Here is a 17,428-nt window from a genome sequence, read left to right as displayed (position 1 = left end):
GCGATTGGTAACGGGTGACCGGTGCGCGGGACTCGTGGCCGCCGTGAACGAACTGTTGCCGGAGGCGCGTTATCAGCGGTGCATGGTGCATTTCGAACGCAATATCCTCGCCAAGGTCAACCCCAGAAACCGGGAGTGGGCTGCGGACGCGCTTAAGGCCGTGTTTGCTATGGAATCACGCGACAAGGCGTTGGAGAAGGCGGAATCCGTCGCCAAGGAACTGGAGACAAGGAAGCTCAGAGAGGCTGCCAAATGCCTGCGCGAAGGCATTAGCGAGACGACGACCTACCTGCTCGACGACTATCCGAGGGAACATCGCCGGCGCATCCGTACGAACAACATGATCGAACGATTGAACCGCGAGATCAGGCGACGCACGCGCGTGGTCGGCTCGTTTCCGGACGGGCGGAGCGCGTTGATGCTCGTCTGCGCGCGCGTCCGCTACGTGACCTCGAACGAGTGGTCGACGCGCCGTTACCTCGACATGTCCCGGCTCGGTGAGAGCGTACCAGTAGCGAACTGATCATCGTCGCAGAGCCGGGCGAAGACCAAAGTGCGCAAGAATCCGGGCACTACCATTACTGCGACGTTTACTCAATGTGCAAATAGATTTTGAACTGTTACCGTATTCTTTCCGTGAATTTTTGGCGGCTAATGGCATTGTTGACGCGCAGTTACTAGGTCGCAATGGCAAGACTGGGTATTCTGCCTCGGAACGGATGACACTTACGAAAACCATGCAAACGTATCTGGAGTGTGGTGGATTTCCGGCTGTACAGGATTTACCTGTTGCGCAGAGGATTGCATTATTGCAGTCCTATGTGCAACGAGTGGTTTCGCGAGATGTGGTCGAACGACACGATATCGCTCGACCACGAATAGCAGCGGTGACAGCGCGGCGCGTGATGGGTTCTATTGGCAAGCAACTATCAGTACGCAGACTTGAGAATGATTTGCGCTCGATGGGATTACCGACAAGCCGTGAGTTGTTGGCTGATCTACTGGATTACTTTGAGGATGCTTATCTCATGTTCCGCATGCGGGAGTTTTCTGTATCGTTGAGTGAACAGACCACGACAATGCCGAAAATTTATGCGATTGATCCGGGATTAGCTGCTGCGTCAAATGCGGCTGGAGTGCGTGACGATGGTCAGCGATTGGAAAATGCTGTGTATCTTGAACTTCGGCGACGAAATGTTGGATTCCGGCGTGATGGCATATCGTCGTGTCGTACGAAAGCTCACGGATATGAGGTTGATTTTGTTGTCGGCGATCTATTGGAACGTGAACAGTATGAGTTATATCAAGTCACTGCGAGTATGGATGATGCGGCAACTGCTGAGCGAGAAACTCGCGCGCTATGGGAGCTGATGGAAGAGCAGGGGCTTGACTCTGGCATCATTATCGTTGGCAACGGGTCGAAACGAGATTGGCTACGTGACGGGAAGGTTATTCACCAGATTCCTGCGTGGCAGTGGTTTCTCGAACTGCCGTCGACCGTTGGATGAGTGGTTGACGGTCGGCGACGTAGTAGGACTGAATGATCGAGTATGCTCAGTTACGATCGAATCAGTTATGATCGCGTTCGATCAGCCACGGAACCGCGATCGATAAGCATGGGATCAACGAAAACATGCTGGATTGCAGCATCTGCTTCTCGGATACGATGGTCCAGCGTTTGGATTGCTGTTTCAGCGAGATCTCGGGCAGAAGATCGCAGTACAGTTAGTGGTCGTGAGCTCGGAGTTGCGAATCCGTCAATCGAAATCAGTGACACATCATCCGGTACTCGCTTGCCGCGACGTTGCAGTACTTGTGCAATCGCGATTGCAAGATAATCGGAATGTACAAGCATCGCAGTCACGTCAGTATCAATGATCTGGTCAACGATTTCGTCCACGCCGTGCGAATCGTATGGTTGAATACCGTCACAGATAAACGGGCAAACGATACGGCCGTCACTGTCATTGACTAACTCACGCCAGCTTTTTTGAATGATGGCTGACGTTGGTGTCTCACTAAACGCTGCACCGATACGTGTGTGTCCGCGATCGAGAAAGTGCACTGCAGCTTTACGCACACCATATGGATGATTGGTACGCACAGAATCCACGTAACAAGAACCGAACAGTGGCTGATCACGTTCGATCACAACTATAGGGTTTTGCACATGTTTGATCTGTTCCCACGCCTTTTGACCAGATTGCGGATGTGAATTCGGTGCGACGATCAAACCGAAAACGTTCGGATCTCGGTCTAATTCTTTGATGATTTCGGCATCGGGGGAGCCCTCGTCGTAGGACGACTCGTGCACGATAAGCCCTTCAAAGCCAAGCAGTTTGACGGCAGTCTCCATGTATGCGATCACGCCCGGCCAGAAGAAACTTGGTTCCGGTAGCATTACGCCGATGGATGGATGGATGCCGTCTGCTGTTGGTCCTTTGATAATGTGGAAATTAGCTGATGGTAAGTCGCCAGTTGTGGCTGTACTGTCTGCTGAAGTGGCGGATGCAGCAGAAGGCGTTGCCTTTACTGCTGATTTGGTGGTGGTGACTTTGCGCGCTGACGGGTCAATGCCGTCGCCAACGGACATAGCCCCACCGCGAATACGGCGCACTAGCCCGGCATCTGCTAACTCACCGAGGTCGCGACGGACAGTGATTTCTGTAGTCGAGAATAGTTTGGCGAGTTCTGGCACAGTCACCACATTCTGACGAGTGAGCAGGCTTAAGATCATATCGCGGCGCTCAGCGGGCAAATAGTCGCGCTGCACACCGTCCGTCACCGTTGTCGTGTTCCGGCTATCCCGGGATTTGGGCTGTGACATCATTCCACTTTCCGAGGGCGCCCCGTGCGGTTGGCCACATCGCGTTATGTAGCTAATCGATTGAGCGGTATTGATCATTTATGCTTACCGTATTGTACGTGATGGGGTGATCTTTGTGATATCTGTCGGTATTACTGTGAATTCCTGTGCGATTTACTGTCCGCCTGTGCTATTGATGAGCGTATTTGTGTGTAATCGTGAAGAAAATATGCGTATTGCGACACAATGCAATGATTAAAGTTGATTATATCCGATCAGTGTGTTAACGTTAACGTATTCGATGCAACAGGACAGTGATGTGCTGGAGCAGCGGAGATACCACACTGCAGACACTGTGCGACAGCGACGTTCTGCACAGCGCGATAGCCAGAAAGGATGAACATCATGGAACAGCAACACTATTACGATAATGGATACGATTCGCGCGGAACCGCGACAGTGATGTCGTCATCCGCTTCGTCAGTTGATTCAGACGACTGGGCTGCCCTTTTCGCCGGCCTCGCTGCTTAATTGTGTTCAAGAATCAGCACATAACGACTAACGCCGTACTCTCTCACAGAGGGTACGGCGTTAGTCGTTTTCTCGTTACGTTATCAAAACTGCGTAAGAGATATAGATATATGGGATCAACGCTGATCGCACGACACGATATATCAAAACTGATTGAAAGTGATTAAAAGTGAGTGTATAATCAGAAACGATCAATATATTTGCGTTGTGTGAGCGCAGTTGGCAATGGTCGGCAACCGCTGACCACCTCTGCATGAGTAGTGGCAGATACTCGTCATCTCGCCGCTTACAACCACACGACGCCATGATTGTCAAGGAGAAAGCAATGGCGGTCGCTCCGTTCAACGCGCAAGTTGCACGTAATCCACTTCGCACCAAAGCTCAGTGTGAGCAAGCACTCATCGACCTACTCACCCCCGGCATGGAACTCATGATCAAAAACGGTCGTTACGGCCGCTTTCGTATGAGTGATTCCGGTGCAGTATACAGCCAAGATCGCACCTCCTCCGAAGGTTTCGCCCGCCTTCTGTGGGGTCTCGGTCCGCTCTTCCACAACCGTGAGAACATTCGTCGCTTCGGCCACTGGTGGCAGTTCACCTGCGAAAGCCTCATCAACTGCACCGATCCAACTCATCCCGACTACTGGGGCGGTGACCTGACCGACTACGATCAGTTGTTCGTCGAAATGGGTGCCATCACCGCGTTCTTGTATGAGACAAAGTCCGAATTCTGGGATCACTTGACCACTGAGCAACAGAACAACATCTTCAACTGGCTCGAACAAGTCAATCACAAAGTCTTACCGAAAACCAACTGGCTACTCTTCCGCACCCTCGTCAACAGCTGGTTTGCAGACAACGGTCACGAAGATCATGCCAAGCTCGTGCAAGACGATTTCGATATCACCAACTCGCACTATCTCGGCCACGGTTGGTCGTACGACGGCTATGTCAATCAGATCGACAACTATATTCCATTCGCTTACCAGTTCTTCACGCTCGTGCTCGTCGGCCTGACCAAAAAGAACGGCAAGCAGGAGCAGCTGCTCAAGGAACGTGCCACGGAGTTTGTGCCGAGCTACGCCAACTGGTTCACTTCGGGCGGTGCCTGCCTGCCGTATGGACGTAGCCTCGACTACCGTTTCGCGCAGGCCGCGTTCTGGGCTGCTGCATCATTCGCTGGCGTCAAGCCGCCAGCAGGCTGGTCAATCGCCGACTTCAAGCACTTGCTGCTGGGCAACCTGCGCTGGTGGTTCTCACAGAACATCTTCCAGTCCGATGGTCTCATCCCGATCGGCTACGCATATCCGAACATGAACATGGCCGAAGGTTACAATGGACCGGCGTCCGCATATTGGGCGCTCAAGACGTTCATCTTCCTGTGCATCCCTGACGATGATCCGTTCTGGCAAGTGCGCGAAGCCGAGGACTTCAAGTTTGAACCGGTTAAGCTGCAGCCTGAGCCGCGTATGCTCGTCGTGCATAGTGCCAACGGACGCGAAGTGCAAGCGTTTACTGCTGGTCAGCACAGTCACGAGCATGCACATGCGAACGCCAAGTACGAAAAGTACGTGTACTCCACCACGTTCGCGTTCTCGGTACCGAAGGCTGCGGTACTGCTCAAGCAGGGTGCGTATGACAGTACGCTTGCAGTGAGCGAAAGTGATCATTACTGGCAGACTGCGTATGGTTACGAAGATTACGCGATCCACGAAGACTACGTCTATTCCGAGTGGAAACCGTGGAAAGACGTGGATATTAAGAACTTTGTCGTTCCGAATATGCCGTGGCACGTACGCGTGCATGTGATCGAATCTGATCGCGAATTGCACCTTGCGGAAGGTGGCTTCTCGCTACCTGACTATGGTGAGATTATCGAGACGGGTACGCCAAACGCCGTGTTTTACCGTACTGAGCAGGGCATTATCGGCCTTGTTGGTGCAGAAGGTTTCGACGTGGAACTGTCTACGCCAGAACCGAACGTGAACATTCTCTACCCCAAGACGCGTATTCCGCTGCAAACGCGCGTCATTGAACCGGGTAAGTATGTGTTCGTTTCGCTTTACCTTGGCGATGCGGAAGGCGAGTCGCTGGACGCTGACGGTAAGATCGCGATTCCGCAATTCCACCTTGACGGCAACGTGTTAACGGTTGGCAGCAAGACGGTGACCCTTACCGAACTTGCGTGATTTCTTTCTCCTAAGGACTCTCTCAAAAAGTGATATTCCGGCGGTAGGTGATCCACTTTCCGCCGGAATGTCACAGGAATTAGCCGGTTTGTGTGACATGTCGGCGGATATCACCGGGATCTCCGCCGGAATATCACGTTTTGGACCGGATTTGTGTGATATCCCGGCGGATAGGTGGCATGTCTCCGCCGAAATGTCACAGAAAGCAGTCCCATTGTGTGATATTCCGGCGGAATAAAGGATTATTACCGCCGAAATGTCACACATAGCATCTCGTCACGCCCAGATATTCGATAATAGAGAGGCAAATAAGACCGTAAGCTGACATCACACGACGCACGACACATGACATCTGCACTAGATGCTTAATGCAAAAGGGGCTTCCTTTGAAAAGGGAAGCCCCTTTCCGCATATAACGACACGTAACATGATCAATTTTTGTGCGATTTTGGTAGAACGTGGTTGAAAATGTTTCATCGTGCTATACTGGGAACTGGAACTGGGACGATACGGCGACGTCACACAGACGGCGCGATGGCGTGCCGTCGCAGTCTCACCGAAAGTCCACTGAAGTCCCAATCATGATGACAAGGAGACTATCATGACGACCATTCTGGTCACCGGCGGTGCCGGATACATCGGTTCGCACACCGACGTCGAGCTGCTCGAGCAGGGCTACGACGTCGTTTGCGTCGACAACTACTGCAACTCCTCCCCGAAGTCGCTCGAACGCGTCGAGGAGATCACTGGCAAGAAGGTCAAGTCCTACGAAGGTGACGTGCGCGACGAAGCCCTCATGGATCAGGTCTTCACCGAGAACCATATCGACTGGGTCATCCACTTCGCATCCCTCAAGTCGGTCGGCGAGTCCGTCGCTAAGCCGATCGAATACTACGACAACAACCTCAACAGCACCATCTCGCTGCTCAAGGTTATGCGTAAGCACAACGTGAAGAAGATCATCTTCTCCTCGTCCGCCACCGTTTACGGCACGCCGAAGCAGCTGCCGATCACCGAGGAAACTCCGACCGGCGGCACCACCAACCCGTACGGCACCACCAAGCTGTTTGAAGAGCAGATTCTGCGCGACGTGCACGTTGCCGACGACTCGTGGACCGTCGTCATCCTGCGTTACTTCAACCCGGTCGGCGCCCACCCGTCCGGACTCATCGGCGAGGACCCGAAGGGCATCCCGGCCAACCTCACCCCGTACGTCGCCAAGGTCGCGATCGGCGAGCTCAAAGCTGTGCAGGTTATGGGCGACGACTACGACACCCCCGACGGCACCGGCGTGCGTGACTACATCCACGTCGTTGACCTCGCCAAGGGTCACGTTGCGGTCATCGGCAAGATTGACAAGCCGGGCGTGTTCACCTACAACCTCGGCACGGGCCACGGCTACTCCGTGCTGCAGGTCATCAAGGCGTACGAAAAGGCCGCCGGTCACGAGATTCCGTACGTGATCGTGCCTCGTCGCCCTGGCGACATTGCCGCGTGCTACGCCGACTCGTCCAAGGCTGAGCGCGAGCTGGGTTGGAAGGCTGAGCTGGGCATCGACGACATGGCTGCGTCGTCGATGAACTGGCAGACCAAGAACCCGAACGGTTACCGCGACGCCGAGTGAGTGCGGAACGGTTGGTCGGCTGACTGATCGTTCGCATAGCAGGCTCGCATAACAGGCCGTAAGTACGCGCTAACGTGATATTAGTGCGCACTTACGGCCTATTTTTGTGTCCAAAACGACCGTAAATATGCAGAGATATGCTGTTAGTGCGTATTTACGGTCTGTGTATACAGTTCGCATATGGTAGGGAGGATGCGCATGGTTGCGTATTGCGTGATTCCAGTGAGTTCGCTGGAAAAAATATTGCCGGGCGATGATGCTCGGTCACTTACGCCGATTCGTGACGTGAGTGGACTGGCAGGGGAGACGGTTTCGTTCCAGTTGGCGTATCGAGTTGAGCATGATCGGCGATGTGATGCGGACTTTGGTTTGGCGGATGCGAGGGACGAGGACCGGTCAGGCGCTGACGATCGTGTGCCATTGACTGTCGCATCGACGGAGGTTGCATCAAGGTGCGTGAACGAGTTCGTTACGCGAGTCTCGTTGCGTGGCATGTTCGCTGAATATGCGCATGTACGAGTTGTGCGTGACGTGCCGGTTGATTTTCCTTGCTATCCGGGTCACACGGATGACATGTATTTGTCTGAACAACCCGGCCTGTATCCAGATTTGTTGCAGGATACGAATGGTTGGGTATCGTTTATGCCAGATCAGTGGCGATCATTATGGATCGATATTGATCTGTCCATTACTGATCACAACTTGGATGGTGGTATTGATGATGCGAAAACGCCGTCAACTATCGCTGATCGAGGCGAACTCACGATCAGTTTCGCCACTGAAGACGGCACAATTGTGCAGGAATCATCAGTTATGATCACGCGTATTCCCACGTCGCTACCAGCGCTCACGATTGCGCACACTGAGTGGTTCCACGCTGATTGTCTTGCTCAATACTATGGTGTGCCAGTATGGAGTGAAGAACATTGGCGTATCGTGGAGCGATTCGTGGCGCTCGCAGCCAAGCGTGGCGTGACGATGATCTATACGCCGCTGTTCACACCTCCACTTGATACGCAAATTGGTGGTGAACGACCGACCACACAGCTTGTTGGCGTTACGCAAGCAGATGATGACTCATGGTCGTTTGACTTCACACGACTTGAGCGTTGGGTCGCGATGTGCAAGCGCGCGGGTATTCATCGGTTTGAAATGAGCCACCTGTTTACGCAGTGGGGTGCTGAGTACTGCCCGAAAATCGTTGCCACTGTAGATGGTGTCGAACGCAAAGTGTTCGGGTGGAATACTTCAGCGACCGGCGACGGATACCCTGAGTTTCTTGCCGAATTTTTACCGGCACTTGATCGCGAATTGCGACGGCTTGGCATCGCTGATAGTACCGTGTTCCATGTTTCTGATGAACCGACTGAGGCGAATCTCAATTCGTATTTGGCAGCGAAAGCTGTGGTTGCTCCGTATCTCGCGGATTATCCGATTATGGACGCGTTAAGTCATGTTGAGTTTTATAACAGCGGTGCCTGCGAGCATCCAATTCCTGCAGACAATGCGATCGAGCCGTTCGTTGCCGTTGGCGTCAAGGATTTGTGGACGTACTACTGCTGTGCGCAGACGACGGATGTACCTAATCGCTTTATTGCGATGCCGTCATATCGTAACCGCATACTCGGCTTCCTGCTGTATGTGTACGACCTCGCTGGATTTTTGCATTGGGGATTCAACTTTTACAACACTGAACGGTCGCGTCGTGCGATGAACCCGTATACGGAAACTGGCACGCCAGAAGGGTTTGCGGCTGGTGATGCATTCCTTGTGTATCCCGGTCCGGGTGGCAAACCAGAAGAGTCAATTCGTATCATGGTGCTTGAAGAAGCCCTCAATGATTTGCGCGCATGCCGTTTGCTGGAATCATTAACTGATCGTGATCATGTTGTATCAATATTGAGCGAAGGTTGTAAAGAACCGCTCATGTTTGCGCACTATCCGCATAGTGCAGCGTGGTTACTTGATCGTCGTGACGCAATCAATACCGCTATTGCCGAGCATATCAAGCAGTTTTGATCATAATAATAGCCTCAGCTCAACCATTGATGATCAAAAGTGATAAAAACAGATAAAAGGCGATTGTTTCGGATTGTCGTGATGCGCGGTTGTGTATAATAGTGATCGTTTCACGATGATGTTGCGGTTCGAATGATCGAACTGCCATGATCAACACTGACGACACGAGGGAGTGATCCTCATGACTGAGGCTCGTAATCCATTTACCTATGAATACTGGACGCGCACAACCGGCGATCTGTCCGAGCGTCGCGCACCGATCGCTACTCCGGTGATCGAAACTGATCATAACGGAGCGCAAACGGTCGTGATTGATCCGACTCGCCGTTACCAGTACTGGGAAGGTGCAGGCGCAGCCATCACCGACTCATCCGCATCACTGTTCATGCAGTCAATGACCGCCGAGCAGCGTCATGCCATCCTCACAGAAATGTTCGACCCTGAACAGGGCGGCTTCTCGTCTGTGCGTATCTCAATCGGTGCATGTGATTTCTCAAGCCAAGCATACTACTCGTACGACGATCTACCAGAAGGCGTAGTCGCCGACGCAGGTCTCAATTATTTCTCCATTGGTGAAGGCGAACCGGGCGCTCCCGACGCAACCAAGGATCTCAAGAACGTCATCCCTGTTCTGCAAGAAATTGTCGCCATCAACCCGGCCGTCAAAATCATGGCCTCTCCGTGGTCTGCTCCCGCGTGGATGAAGACTTCCGGCCGTCTCGACGGAGCCGGCCGTCTGCGTCTTGGTGAGTTCGTCGGTAACGGTTACCGTTATCAAGACACCATTGACTACGTGTACGCGCAGTACTTCGTCAAGTTCATCGCCGCATACGCCAAGTACGGCATCCGCATCACATCCGTCACTATGCAGAACGAGCCGAGCAACGGCTGCCCGTGGCCGATCACCGTGTGGACTCCGGAAGAACTCGCCAAGTGGGGCAGCGAATACCTGCGCCCGGCGCTCGACCGTACGTTCCCCGACGTTGAGATCTACTTCGGTGACGATTCGCTGCGCTTCTACCAGCGTCCGGTTTCCGATTACATGACCCCCGCGCAAGCCAACGCGTTCGCTGGCGCTGCGTTCCACACATACTCCGGCCTGCCCGAGTGGGTGCACAACGGTGCGCGCCAGTTCCCGCAGTGGAAGGCTGCGATGACCGAACGCCGCTGCATGCTCGACGAAACCGTGGACGAGGCCAGTCACGTCATGTTCGGCGAGATCGGCACTTGGCTCGTACGCAACGGCGTCGGTCTGATCAACCTGTGGAACATGGCGCTCGACGAGCAGGGCTTCCCAAGCTGGGCGGGCACGTCCGGCCGTCGCGGCGTGATCACGATCGACTCGTCCACTGGCAAAGTCAAGCGCAATCTTGAATACTTCATGCTGCGCAACTACGGTCAGGATGTTGCGGTCGGCTCGCAGCGCGTCGCGTCGACCAATCGCACGCCGGACGGTCGTCACGGTGGACTCGGTTCGGTTGCGTTCATCAACGATGCGACCGGCGATCTTGCGGCGATTCTGTACAACCCGACCGGCGAAGACATCGAGGCTGCGGTGACCGTGGCTGGCGAGGGCGCGCGTTGGCAGAAGGTGACGGTTCCGGCGTACGGCACGGTGAGCCTGCACAAGTCGAACCATCCGGTCAACGAGTCGCAGGCCCCGGCCGACGACGAGTTCAAGATCACCTACACGCCTCACCCGGCCGACGACCACGACGAGACGCTGTTCTAGCGCTGACCGAGGTTGAGCGCTCTAAGTGTCCGACCGACCGAGTGCTAGACCGGCTGATCGCCTAACCTGCTGAGCGCTCTGCATTGTATTAGTAGTGGCAGAAAACGCTTGCTGAGCATGCTCTCAGCGAGCGTTTTCTGCCACGCACTGCTCTGAGTGGCGGTTTTTGCTCGCTGAGCCCACGCTCAGTGAGCAAAAACCGCCACTACCAGCGCAACACCGCTTATCGCGCGATACCAATACTGTCGCGCTCCACGAAACGTGACTCAAACATAATCGGCCGCCGATTGTGCGGGTTATTCGTGTGCCGCACCGCCGCGAGCACTTCCTCAACCGCAGTTTCGCCTGCGCGATACCGCGCCAAATGCACCGTCGACAGCGTCGGTGTCACGAGCGCGCCGAGCTGAATATCATCAATACCTATAACCGACACATCAGTCGGCACCGCAATCCGTCGCGCTTGCAACGATGCGATAAACCCGATCGCCATAATATCGTTGTACGCGAGTACTGCGCTCGTCGGTGACTGTACGAACGCTTCACCACACAGAAACCCGCCGTGAAATGTCGGCTCGCTCGAACTGATACGCCGCAATCGCACACCATATTGTCCGCAAATCGCAGTCAGCGCGCGCCAACGAATGCCGTCCTGCCATGACGATTCCGGTCCAGCTAGATACGATAGTGACGCGTGACCGAGCTGCGCAAGCCGCGCGATCGCTGTTTCCATACCATTTGTCGGGTCGGCGATCACCGATTGAATGCCTTGAATAGAGCGGTTAATCGCGACCAACGGCTTGATTTCGGCGAGCTTGCGGATGCCGGCGTCTGATAATCGCGACGATGCGAGAATAATGCCGTCGATATGTCGACTAGCTGACTGCAATGCGGCGCGTTCGAGTTTGTCAGTCTCTTCCGAATCGATAACCATGAGGCCGTAGCCGTTGCGCAAACACTGATGTTGTGCGCTGCGTGTGTAGTCAGCGTATACCGGATTGCGTAAATCGGCGACGACGATAGCGAGTAGCCCGTTAGGCTTTCCGTCAGTATCGCTCATGCGTTGCGCGGTGACTGCTCCGGCGCGATATCCCAGTCGTTGCGCCACTTCGCGGATGTGCGCGGTGGTTTGCGCACTGACTCGGCCTGGTCTTGCGAACGCGCGCGACACTGTGGATGGTGCGACGCCTGCGGCCTCGGCTACGTCGCGGATTGTTACGCGGGGGGAGCGGTGTTGGTCATGCGCGGCCTGACTCTGTGTGAGGTGGTGTTCGGTGGCGTCGTCGTTGCTCATGGATGCCTCGTATTTCCGACATTGGTGTGGGCGTAAGCTGTTCGCGTCTATCGTACCGCCGGACGCCGTGTTTTGTTGCCATATGTTGCCGTGCGTTGTTTGTGCGTGGCGGTTTTCTCTCGCTGCGTGGTGCGTTAGCGAGCGTTTTCCGCCACTGAAAATAACGCGTGGCAGAAAATGCTCGCTGAGGTGTGCGTCAGTGAGAGAAAACCGCCACTCGAAACAGTGCGTGGCGGAAAACGCTCGCTGAGGTACCGCTCAGCGAGCGTTTTCTGCCACGCGGGATGGTTGGGCGCGTGGCGCGCGGGGCGTCAGGACGGTTGGTGTGGGGACATTAGGTTGGTTGGTATGGGGCGTTGGGATGATCGGGCGTGTGATGCGTGTGGCGTGTGTGGCGTGTGTGGCGTGTGTGGCGTGTGTGATGCGTGTGATGCGTGTGTGACGTGTGTGACGTGCGTGGCGTGTGATGCGTGTGACGTGTGATGCGCGTGGCGTGTGTGGCGCGTGACGCGCGTGATACGAGATGCGGCCGGCGGCAAACGTTGGCAACAAACGGACGGTTTGTTGCCAACGTGGGACTATAGAGCCATGACTCAACCAGTGCAGTTTGATTTGAATCCCGATCGCCTGCTTCCCCCCGAACAGCCCACGCGCGATATCGCCCGCACGCTGTACGAATCGGTGAAGGACCTGCCGATCATCTCTCCTCACGGCCATGTACCAATCAGCTGGTTCGCTGAAGAACAACATTTCTCCGACCCGACCAGCCTGTTCATCACGCCTGACCACTACGTCACCCGCGTGCTGCACACGCAAGGCGTCAACCTCGCCGACCTCGGCGTCAATCAGAAAAACTTTACCCCCGAACAGGCGCGCAACGCGTTCCTATTGTTCGGCAAGCACTGGAATGCGTTCGCTGGCACGCCAATGCGCTACTGGTTTGAGGATGCCCTGTACAACGTATTCGGCATCACCAAGAAGTTCGGTCCGGACACCGCCGGCGAGATCTACGACGAGCTGAACGCACTGCTTGCCACCGACGATTTCACGACCCGCAAGCTCGTCAAGAAGTTCAATATCAGCTTCATTTCCACCACTGACGATCCGGTCGACGACCTGCATCTGCACGATCAGGTGGCGGCCGATACCGCGTTCGGCGTGCGCGTCGCCCCATGCTTCCGTCCGGATAAATATCTTGAGCCGGGCCGCGTTGACTGGCCGGAATTGGTCGCCGCACTCGGCAAGGTTGCCGGCGTGGACACGTCCACGTACGACGGATACGTCGAGGCCATGCGCCGCCGTCGCCTGTACTTCAAGGAGCACGGTGCGGTCGCATCCGATCATTCGCATGCAGATGCCGGCACCGCGCGCCTGACCGATGCCGAGGCTCGCGAGCTGTACACACAGGCTCTCAAGGGTTCGATCAGTACAACCGACGCAACCCGTCTGCGTCGTCACTTCGTCAACGATCAAGCGCGCCTCGCTCAAACCGACGGCTTGACGATGACCATTCACCCGGCTGTCTATCGCAACTACGACTACCGTAACTTCGTCGCGTTTGGTCCGGACACCGGAGCTGACATCCCCGACAAAGTCGACTTCGCAGCTGGCTTGCGTCCTCTGCTCAACGAGTATGGCAACAATCCAGACTTCCACTTCGTCGCGTTCACGATGGACGAAACCGAATACTCGCGCTCGCTCGGCCCGCTCGCCGGATTCTACCCGGCACTGTACGTCGGTGCGCCGTGGTGGTTTATCGATGCTCCCGAACCGATCTTGCGCTACTTCCAAGCGGTCGTCACTGCGGCAGGATTCACCAAACTGTCCGGATTCATCGACGATACGCGCGCGCTGTGCTCGATTCCGGCACGTCACGACATGAACCGCCGTCTGACCTCGCGCTTTGTAGCCAGCCTCGTCGCCGATCATCGCCTCAGCCTTGAAGAAGGACTCGCGATCGTGCACGACGCGGTCGAAACCCAGCCGTCCAAGGTATTCAAGCTGTAAACCATCAGAAGGAAGTCGATCATCATGACTGAAACAACCCCCGTCAACCCCACCGATAAGCCGCGCCTGAGCCGCGCCGCACACGGCCGCCCGGCCGCCCCCGAACGCATCCTGCACCTCGGCATCGGCAACTTCACTCGTGCCCACCAAGCCTTCTACACGGAACACGCGCCGGACGCTGCCGACTGGGGCATCGCTGCATTCACCGGTCGCGCCGGCGACAACGTCATGCTCGAAGCGCTCGCCCCGCAAGATGATGTGTACACTCTCATCGTCTCCAACCCGGAAGGTGACCATTTCGAAGTCATTTCCTCCGTGTCGTCCATCCACTCCGCCGACGATATCGCTGCGATGCGCCGCTACTTCGCCGACCCGAACATCGCGATCGTCACGTCCACGGTCACCGAAGCTGGTTACATGCGCGACCGTAACGGCGACCTCGAAGTCGATCATCCTGACGTTGCAGCTGATCTCGCCGCGCTCAAAGCCGACCACGAAACTAACGAACTGATCACGATCCCAGCTAAGGTGACCGCTGGTCTGCTCGCGCGCCGCGCTGCCAACGCTGGCGCGATCACCATTCTGCCGTGCGACAACCTCGCCGGTAACGGTGCAGCATTCCGCAAGGTCGTTGAACAAGCCATCAAGGCTGTCGATCCGAGCCTGTTCGACTGGGCGAACGAGAACGTCGCATGGGCGACCTCCATGGTCGACCGCATCACGCCGCGCACCACCGATGCCGACCGCAAGACCGTTGCCGACAAACTTGGTTGGTACGACGAGTTCCCGGTACGCACCGAACCGTTCATCGAATGGGTCATCCAAGGCGACTTCCCGAAGGGACGCCCGGCATGGGACAAGGTCGGCGCGGTCATCACCGACGACGTGACCCCGTACGAACACCGCAAGCTGTGGCTGCTCAACGGTGCGCACACGTCGATGGCGTACATCGGCACGCTGCTCGGCGTCAAGACTGTCGGCGAGGCGATCGCCGATCCGACGATCAACGCGTGGGTTAACGAATGGTGGGATTTGGCAAGCGGTTACCTGACCATCTCCACCGACGACTACCGCGCCAAGCTGCTCGAACGCTTCTCCAACCCGCGCATGCACGACAGCCTGCTGCGTATCGCCGCCGACGGTTCACAGAAACTGCCGGTACGTATCGCGCCAGTCGCTAAGAAAGCGCTTGCTGACGGTAAGTCGATCGACCCGGCCGCGCGTGCGGTCGCCGCGTGGATTCTGTTCCTGCGCGCTCACGGCGAAACCGATGCGCAGGACGCATACCTTGACGACGTGCTGCCGCTGGCGAAGGCCGACGGTGCGGACGCGACGCGCAACGTCGTAGCCTACCTCGACAAGGAACTCGCCGCATCCGACGAGTTCGTCGCGGCAGTCGATGCGCAGAAGGAAGCGCTCGCGTCTGAAGCTGCCAAGCGCGCCTGAACGGTCATGCGGCCCCAGACGGCAACGGCCGAGAACAGGGCGTAGCCACTGCGGGCCTTGCTAGGCAATCGCGGCCATGTCCGGGCCGCATACCTGATTTTTTCCAAAAATCCAGAAAGGAAACCAACATCATGGCAATTGAAAAAGCCGAAGTCTTCGTGACCAGCCCTGGTCGTAACTTCGTCGTCTTCCGCATCACTACCACCGACGGTGTCGTCGGCCTCGGCGACGCAACCCTCAACGGTCGCGAACTCGTCGCTGCGGAATACTTGAAGACTATCGCCCCGTCGCTGATCGGCAAGGACGAGGACAACATCGAGGACATCTGGCAGTACCTGTACAAGGGTGCGTACTGGAAGCGCGGACCGGTCACGATGGCCGCGATCTCCGCAGTCGACGTTGCCCTGTGGGACATCAAGGCCAAGAAGGCCGGTGTTCCGGTTTACCAGCTGCTCGGCGGCGCATCGCGCACCGGCATCCTGACCTACGCGCACGCGTCCGGCGTTGACCTGCCGAGCCTGTACGACAGCATTGACATGTACCGCGACCTCGGCTTCAAGGCCACCCGTATTCAGTACGCGCTGCCTGGCATTCCGTCCACCTACGGCGTCGCCGCATCGGCCAACGCCCAGCAGGGCGAAGGCGAAAAGGGCGTGCGCTACGACTACGAGCCGGCTCGCCGCACCACCGTCCCGGTCGAGGAAGTGTGGGATGCTCGCACCTACCTCAACACCATTCCGGGCGTGTTCGAGGAAGTACGTAACAAGTACGGCAAGGACTTGATCCTGCTGCACGATTCCCACCACCGTCTGCGCCCGATTGAAGCCGCTCGCTTCGGCAAGCTGCTTGAGCCGTACGACCTGTTCTGGATGGAAGACACCACGCCGGCCGAGGAAAACCAGCAGTACCTGCGCATCGTGCGCGAGCACACCACCACCCCGATCGCGATCGGCGAGATCATCAACTCGTGGTCTGATTACATTACGCTGATCGAAGAGCAGCTCATCGATTACGTGCGTTCCGCCGTCACTCACACCGGTGGTCTGACCCACATGAAGAAGCTCATGGCCTTCGCCGAGCTGTTCGGCGTGCGCTCCGGCTTCCACGGCCCGACCGACGTTTCCCCGGTTGGCATGGCTGCGAACCTGCACCTCGATCTCGCGATCCCGAACTTCGGTATTCAGGAGTACATGAAGCACTCCGACGAGACGCTCGAAGTGTTCCACACCTCGTACACCTTCAAGGATGGCTACCTGCACCCGGGCAACAAGCCAGGCCTCGGCGTCGACTTCGACGAGAAGCTCGCGGCGAAGTACCCGTACCAGCCGGCCCCGCTACCGGTCGACCGTCTGCTCGACGGCACCATGCACGAGTGGTGATCCACACGGTGACGGCAGTGAGCCTCGGTTGGTTCTCGTGTGGTAGTCGATAATTATCGACTACCACACGAGAACTGAGGTGATGCGTCGTCACCGTTCCAGCTGACTTCGGCTGGGCGAAGCCAAACAGGCAGGCTCCGCCCAGCCGTTTTTCGTGTGTTGCGGCCATGCGCGTCGGTGACGGAGGGCGTGACGGAGGACGTCTTGCTGAGATTCAGCGCTAAGTTTGTAGGTTTTCTGCAATCTGAGAGGCAGATTTGCGCAAGCTCCGGGTTCTTTCTGCAATCTGAGAGGCAGTGAGGCATTGATATCATCCATCTTTTTGCCCCCTAACTTGGTACATTGGCGCTGATGACGACAATGAACTGCCTCTCAGATTGCATAAAGATCTCAGCAAAGACGAAA

Annotated in this window: 12 protein-coding genes; 10 read left to right on the top strand and 2 right to left on the bottom strand. The window is 56.3% G+C overall.

Going from position 1 to position 17,428, the window contains the following annotated elements; genetic code table 11:
- A partial coding sequence (locus BHAP_RS00660) for a transposase (RefSeq protein WP_211279652.1) occupies nucleotides 1-523 on the top strand: 523 nt, incomplete at its 5' end.
- A gap of 196 nt (nucleotides 524-719) precedes the next feature.
- Nucleotides 720-1,508 carry an ATP-binding protein gene (locus tag BHAP_RS00655; RefSeq protein WP_244569189.1) on the top strand — a complete coding sequence of 263 codons (789 nt, stop codon included), beginning with the start codon at nucleotides 720-722 and terminating at the stop codon, nucleotides 1,506-1,508.
- A gap of 65 nt (nucleotides 1,509-1,573) precedes the next feature.
- Here the strand turns inward: BHAP_RS00655 and BHAP_RS00650 are convergent, their stop codons facing one another.
- The gene (locus BHAP_RS00650) at nucleotides 1,574-2,785 is read right to left on the bottom strand and encodes a substrate-binding domain-containing protein (protein WP_158216396.1); all 1,212 of its coding nucleotides are present in this window, start codon (nucleotides 2,783-2,785) and stop codon (nucleotides 1,574-1,576) included.
- A gap of 426 nt (nucleotides 2,786-3,211) precedes the next feature.
- Here BHAP_RS00650 and BHAP_RS11960 point away from each other — a divergent pair, with 426 nt between their 5' ends.
- The 5 genes from BHAP_RS11960 (at nucleotide 3,212) to BHAP_RS00630 (ending at nucleotide 10,900) form a co-directional block, all read left to right on the top strand.
- A complete protein-coding gene (locus BHAP_RS11960; RefSeq protein WP_275542088.1) occupies nucleotides 3,212-3,337 on the top strand; it encodes a hypothetical protein in 126 nt (41 codons plus the stop codon).
- Nucleotides 3,338-3,662: 325 nt separating this feature from the next.
- Nucleotides 3,663-5,525, top strand: coding sequence for a DUF2264 domain-containing protein (locus BHAP_RS00645; RefSeq protein WP_094728641.1), 1,863 nt, complete (start codon nucleotides 3,663-3,665; stop codon nucleotides 5,523-5,525).
- Between the two features lie 601 nt (nucleotides 5,526-6,126).
- Complete coding sequence (galE, locus tag BHAP_RS00640) at nucleotides 6,127-7,149, top strand: UDP-glucose 4-epimerase GalE (RefSeq protein ID WP_094728639.1); 1,023 nt, start codon at nucleotides 6,127-6,129, stop codon at nucleotides 7,147-7,149.
- A 198-nt stretch (nucleotides 7,150-7,347) separates the two neighbouring features.
- Nucleotides 7,348-9,168: a DUF4091 domain-containing protein gene (locus BHAP_RS00635; protein WP_158216395.1), complete on the top strand. Its 1,821-nt coding sequence runs from the start codon at nucleotides 7,348-7,350 to the stop codon at nucleotides 9,166-9,168.
- Nucleotides 9,169-9,349: 181 nt separating this feature from the next.
- Nucleotides 9,350-10,900: a glycoside hydrolase family 30 protein gene (locus BHAP_RS00630; protein ID WP_094728636.1), complete on the top strand. Its 1,551-nt coding sequence runs from the start codon at nucleotides 9,350-9,352 to the stop codon at nucleotides 10,898-10,900.
- Between the two features lie 223 nt (nucleotides 10,901-11,123).
- Here the strand turns inward: BHAP_RS00630 and BHAP_RS00625 are convergent, their stop codons facing one another.
- Entirely contained in the window at nucleotides 11,124-12,191 is a 1,068-nt protein-coding gene (locus BHAP_RS00625; protein WP_094728634.1) for a LacI family DNA-binding transcriptional regulator, read from the bottom strand.
- Between the two features lie 588 nt (nucleotides 12,192-12,779).
- On the opposite strand from BHAP_RS00625, the gene uxaC reads away from it, so the two are divergent.
- The 3 genes from uxaC (at nucleotide 12,780) to manD (ending at nucleotide 17,023) form a co-directional block, all read left to right on the top strand.
- Entirely contained in the window at nucleotides 12,780-14,198 is a 1,419-nt protein-coding gene (gene uxaC, locus BHAP_RS00620) for a glucuronate isomerase (protein WP_158216394.1), read from the top strand.
- A gap of 24 nt (nucleotides 14,199-14,222) precedes the next feature.
- Nucleotides 14,223-15,644, top strand: coding sequence for a mannitol dehydrogenase family protein (locus BHAP_RS00615; protein ID WP_094728632.1), 1,422 nt, complete (start codon nucleotides 14,223-14,225; stop codon nucleotides 15,642-15,644).
- A gap of 131 nt (nucleotides 15,645-15,775) precedes the next feature.
- Entirely contained in the window at nucleotides 15,776-17,023 is a 1,248-nt protein-coding gene (gene manD / locus BHAP_RS00610) for a D-mannonate dehydratase ManD (protein WP_094728630.1), read from the top strand.
- Nucleotides 17,024-17,428 lie beyond the last annotated feature (405 nt).

This window comes from Bifidobacterium hapali (genome assembly GCF_002259755.1).
Taxonomy (GTDB): domain Bacteria; phylum Actinomycetota; class Actinomycetes; order Actinomycetales; family Bifidobacteriaceae; genus Bifidobacterium; species Bifidobacterium hapali.
Note: the sequence above shows the minus strand (reverse complement) of the source record. Positions and strands in the feature narration are given on the sequence as shown.

Coding starts and splice junctions, on each gene's coding strand:
- BHAP_RS00655 (WP_244569189.1), top strand. CDS start 720: ATGACACTTACGAAAACCATGCAAACGTATCTGGAGTGTGGTGGATTT.
- BHAP_RS11960 (WP_275542088.1), top strand. CDS start 3,212: ATGGAACAGCAACACTATTACGATAATGGATACGATTCGCGCGGAACC.
- BHAP_RS00645 (WP_094728641.1), top strand. CDS start 3,663: ATGGCGGTCGCTCCGTTCAACGCGCAAGTTGCACGTAATCCACTTCGC.
- galE (WP_094728639.1), top strand. CDS start 6,127: ATGACGACCATTCTGGTCACCGGCGGTGCCGGATACATCGGTTCGCAC.
- BHAP_RS00635 (WP_158216395.1), top strand. CDS start 7,348: ATGGTTGCGTATTGCGTGATTCCAGTGAGTTCGCTGGAAAAAATATTG.
- BHAP_RS00630 (WP_094728636.1), top strand. CDS start 9,350: ATGACTGAGGCTCGTAATCCATTTACCTATGAATACTGGACGCGCACA.
- BHAP_RS00625 (WP_094728634.1), bottom strand. CDS start 12,191: ATGAGCAACGACGACGCCACCGAACACCACCTCACACAGAGTCAGGCC.
- uxaC (WP_158216394.1), top strand. CDS start 12,780: ATGACTCAACCAGTGCAGTTTGATTTGAATCCCGATCGCCTGCTTCCC.
- BHAP_RS00615 (WP_094728632.1), top strand. CDS start 14,223: ATGACTGAAACAACCCCCGTCAACCCCACCGATAAGCCGCGCCTGAGC.
- manD (WP_094728630.1), top strand. CDS start 15,776: ATGGCAATTGAAAAAGCCGAAGTCTTCGTGACCAGCCCTGGTCGTAAC.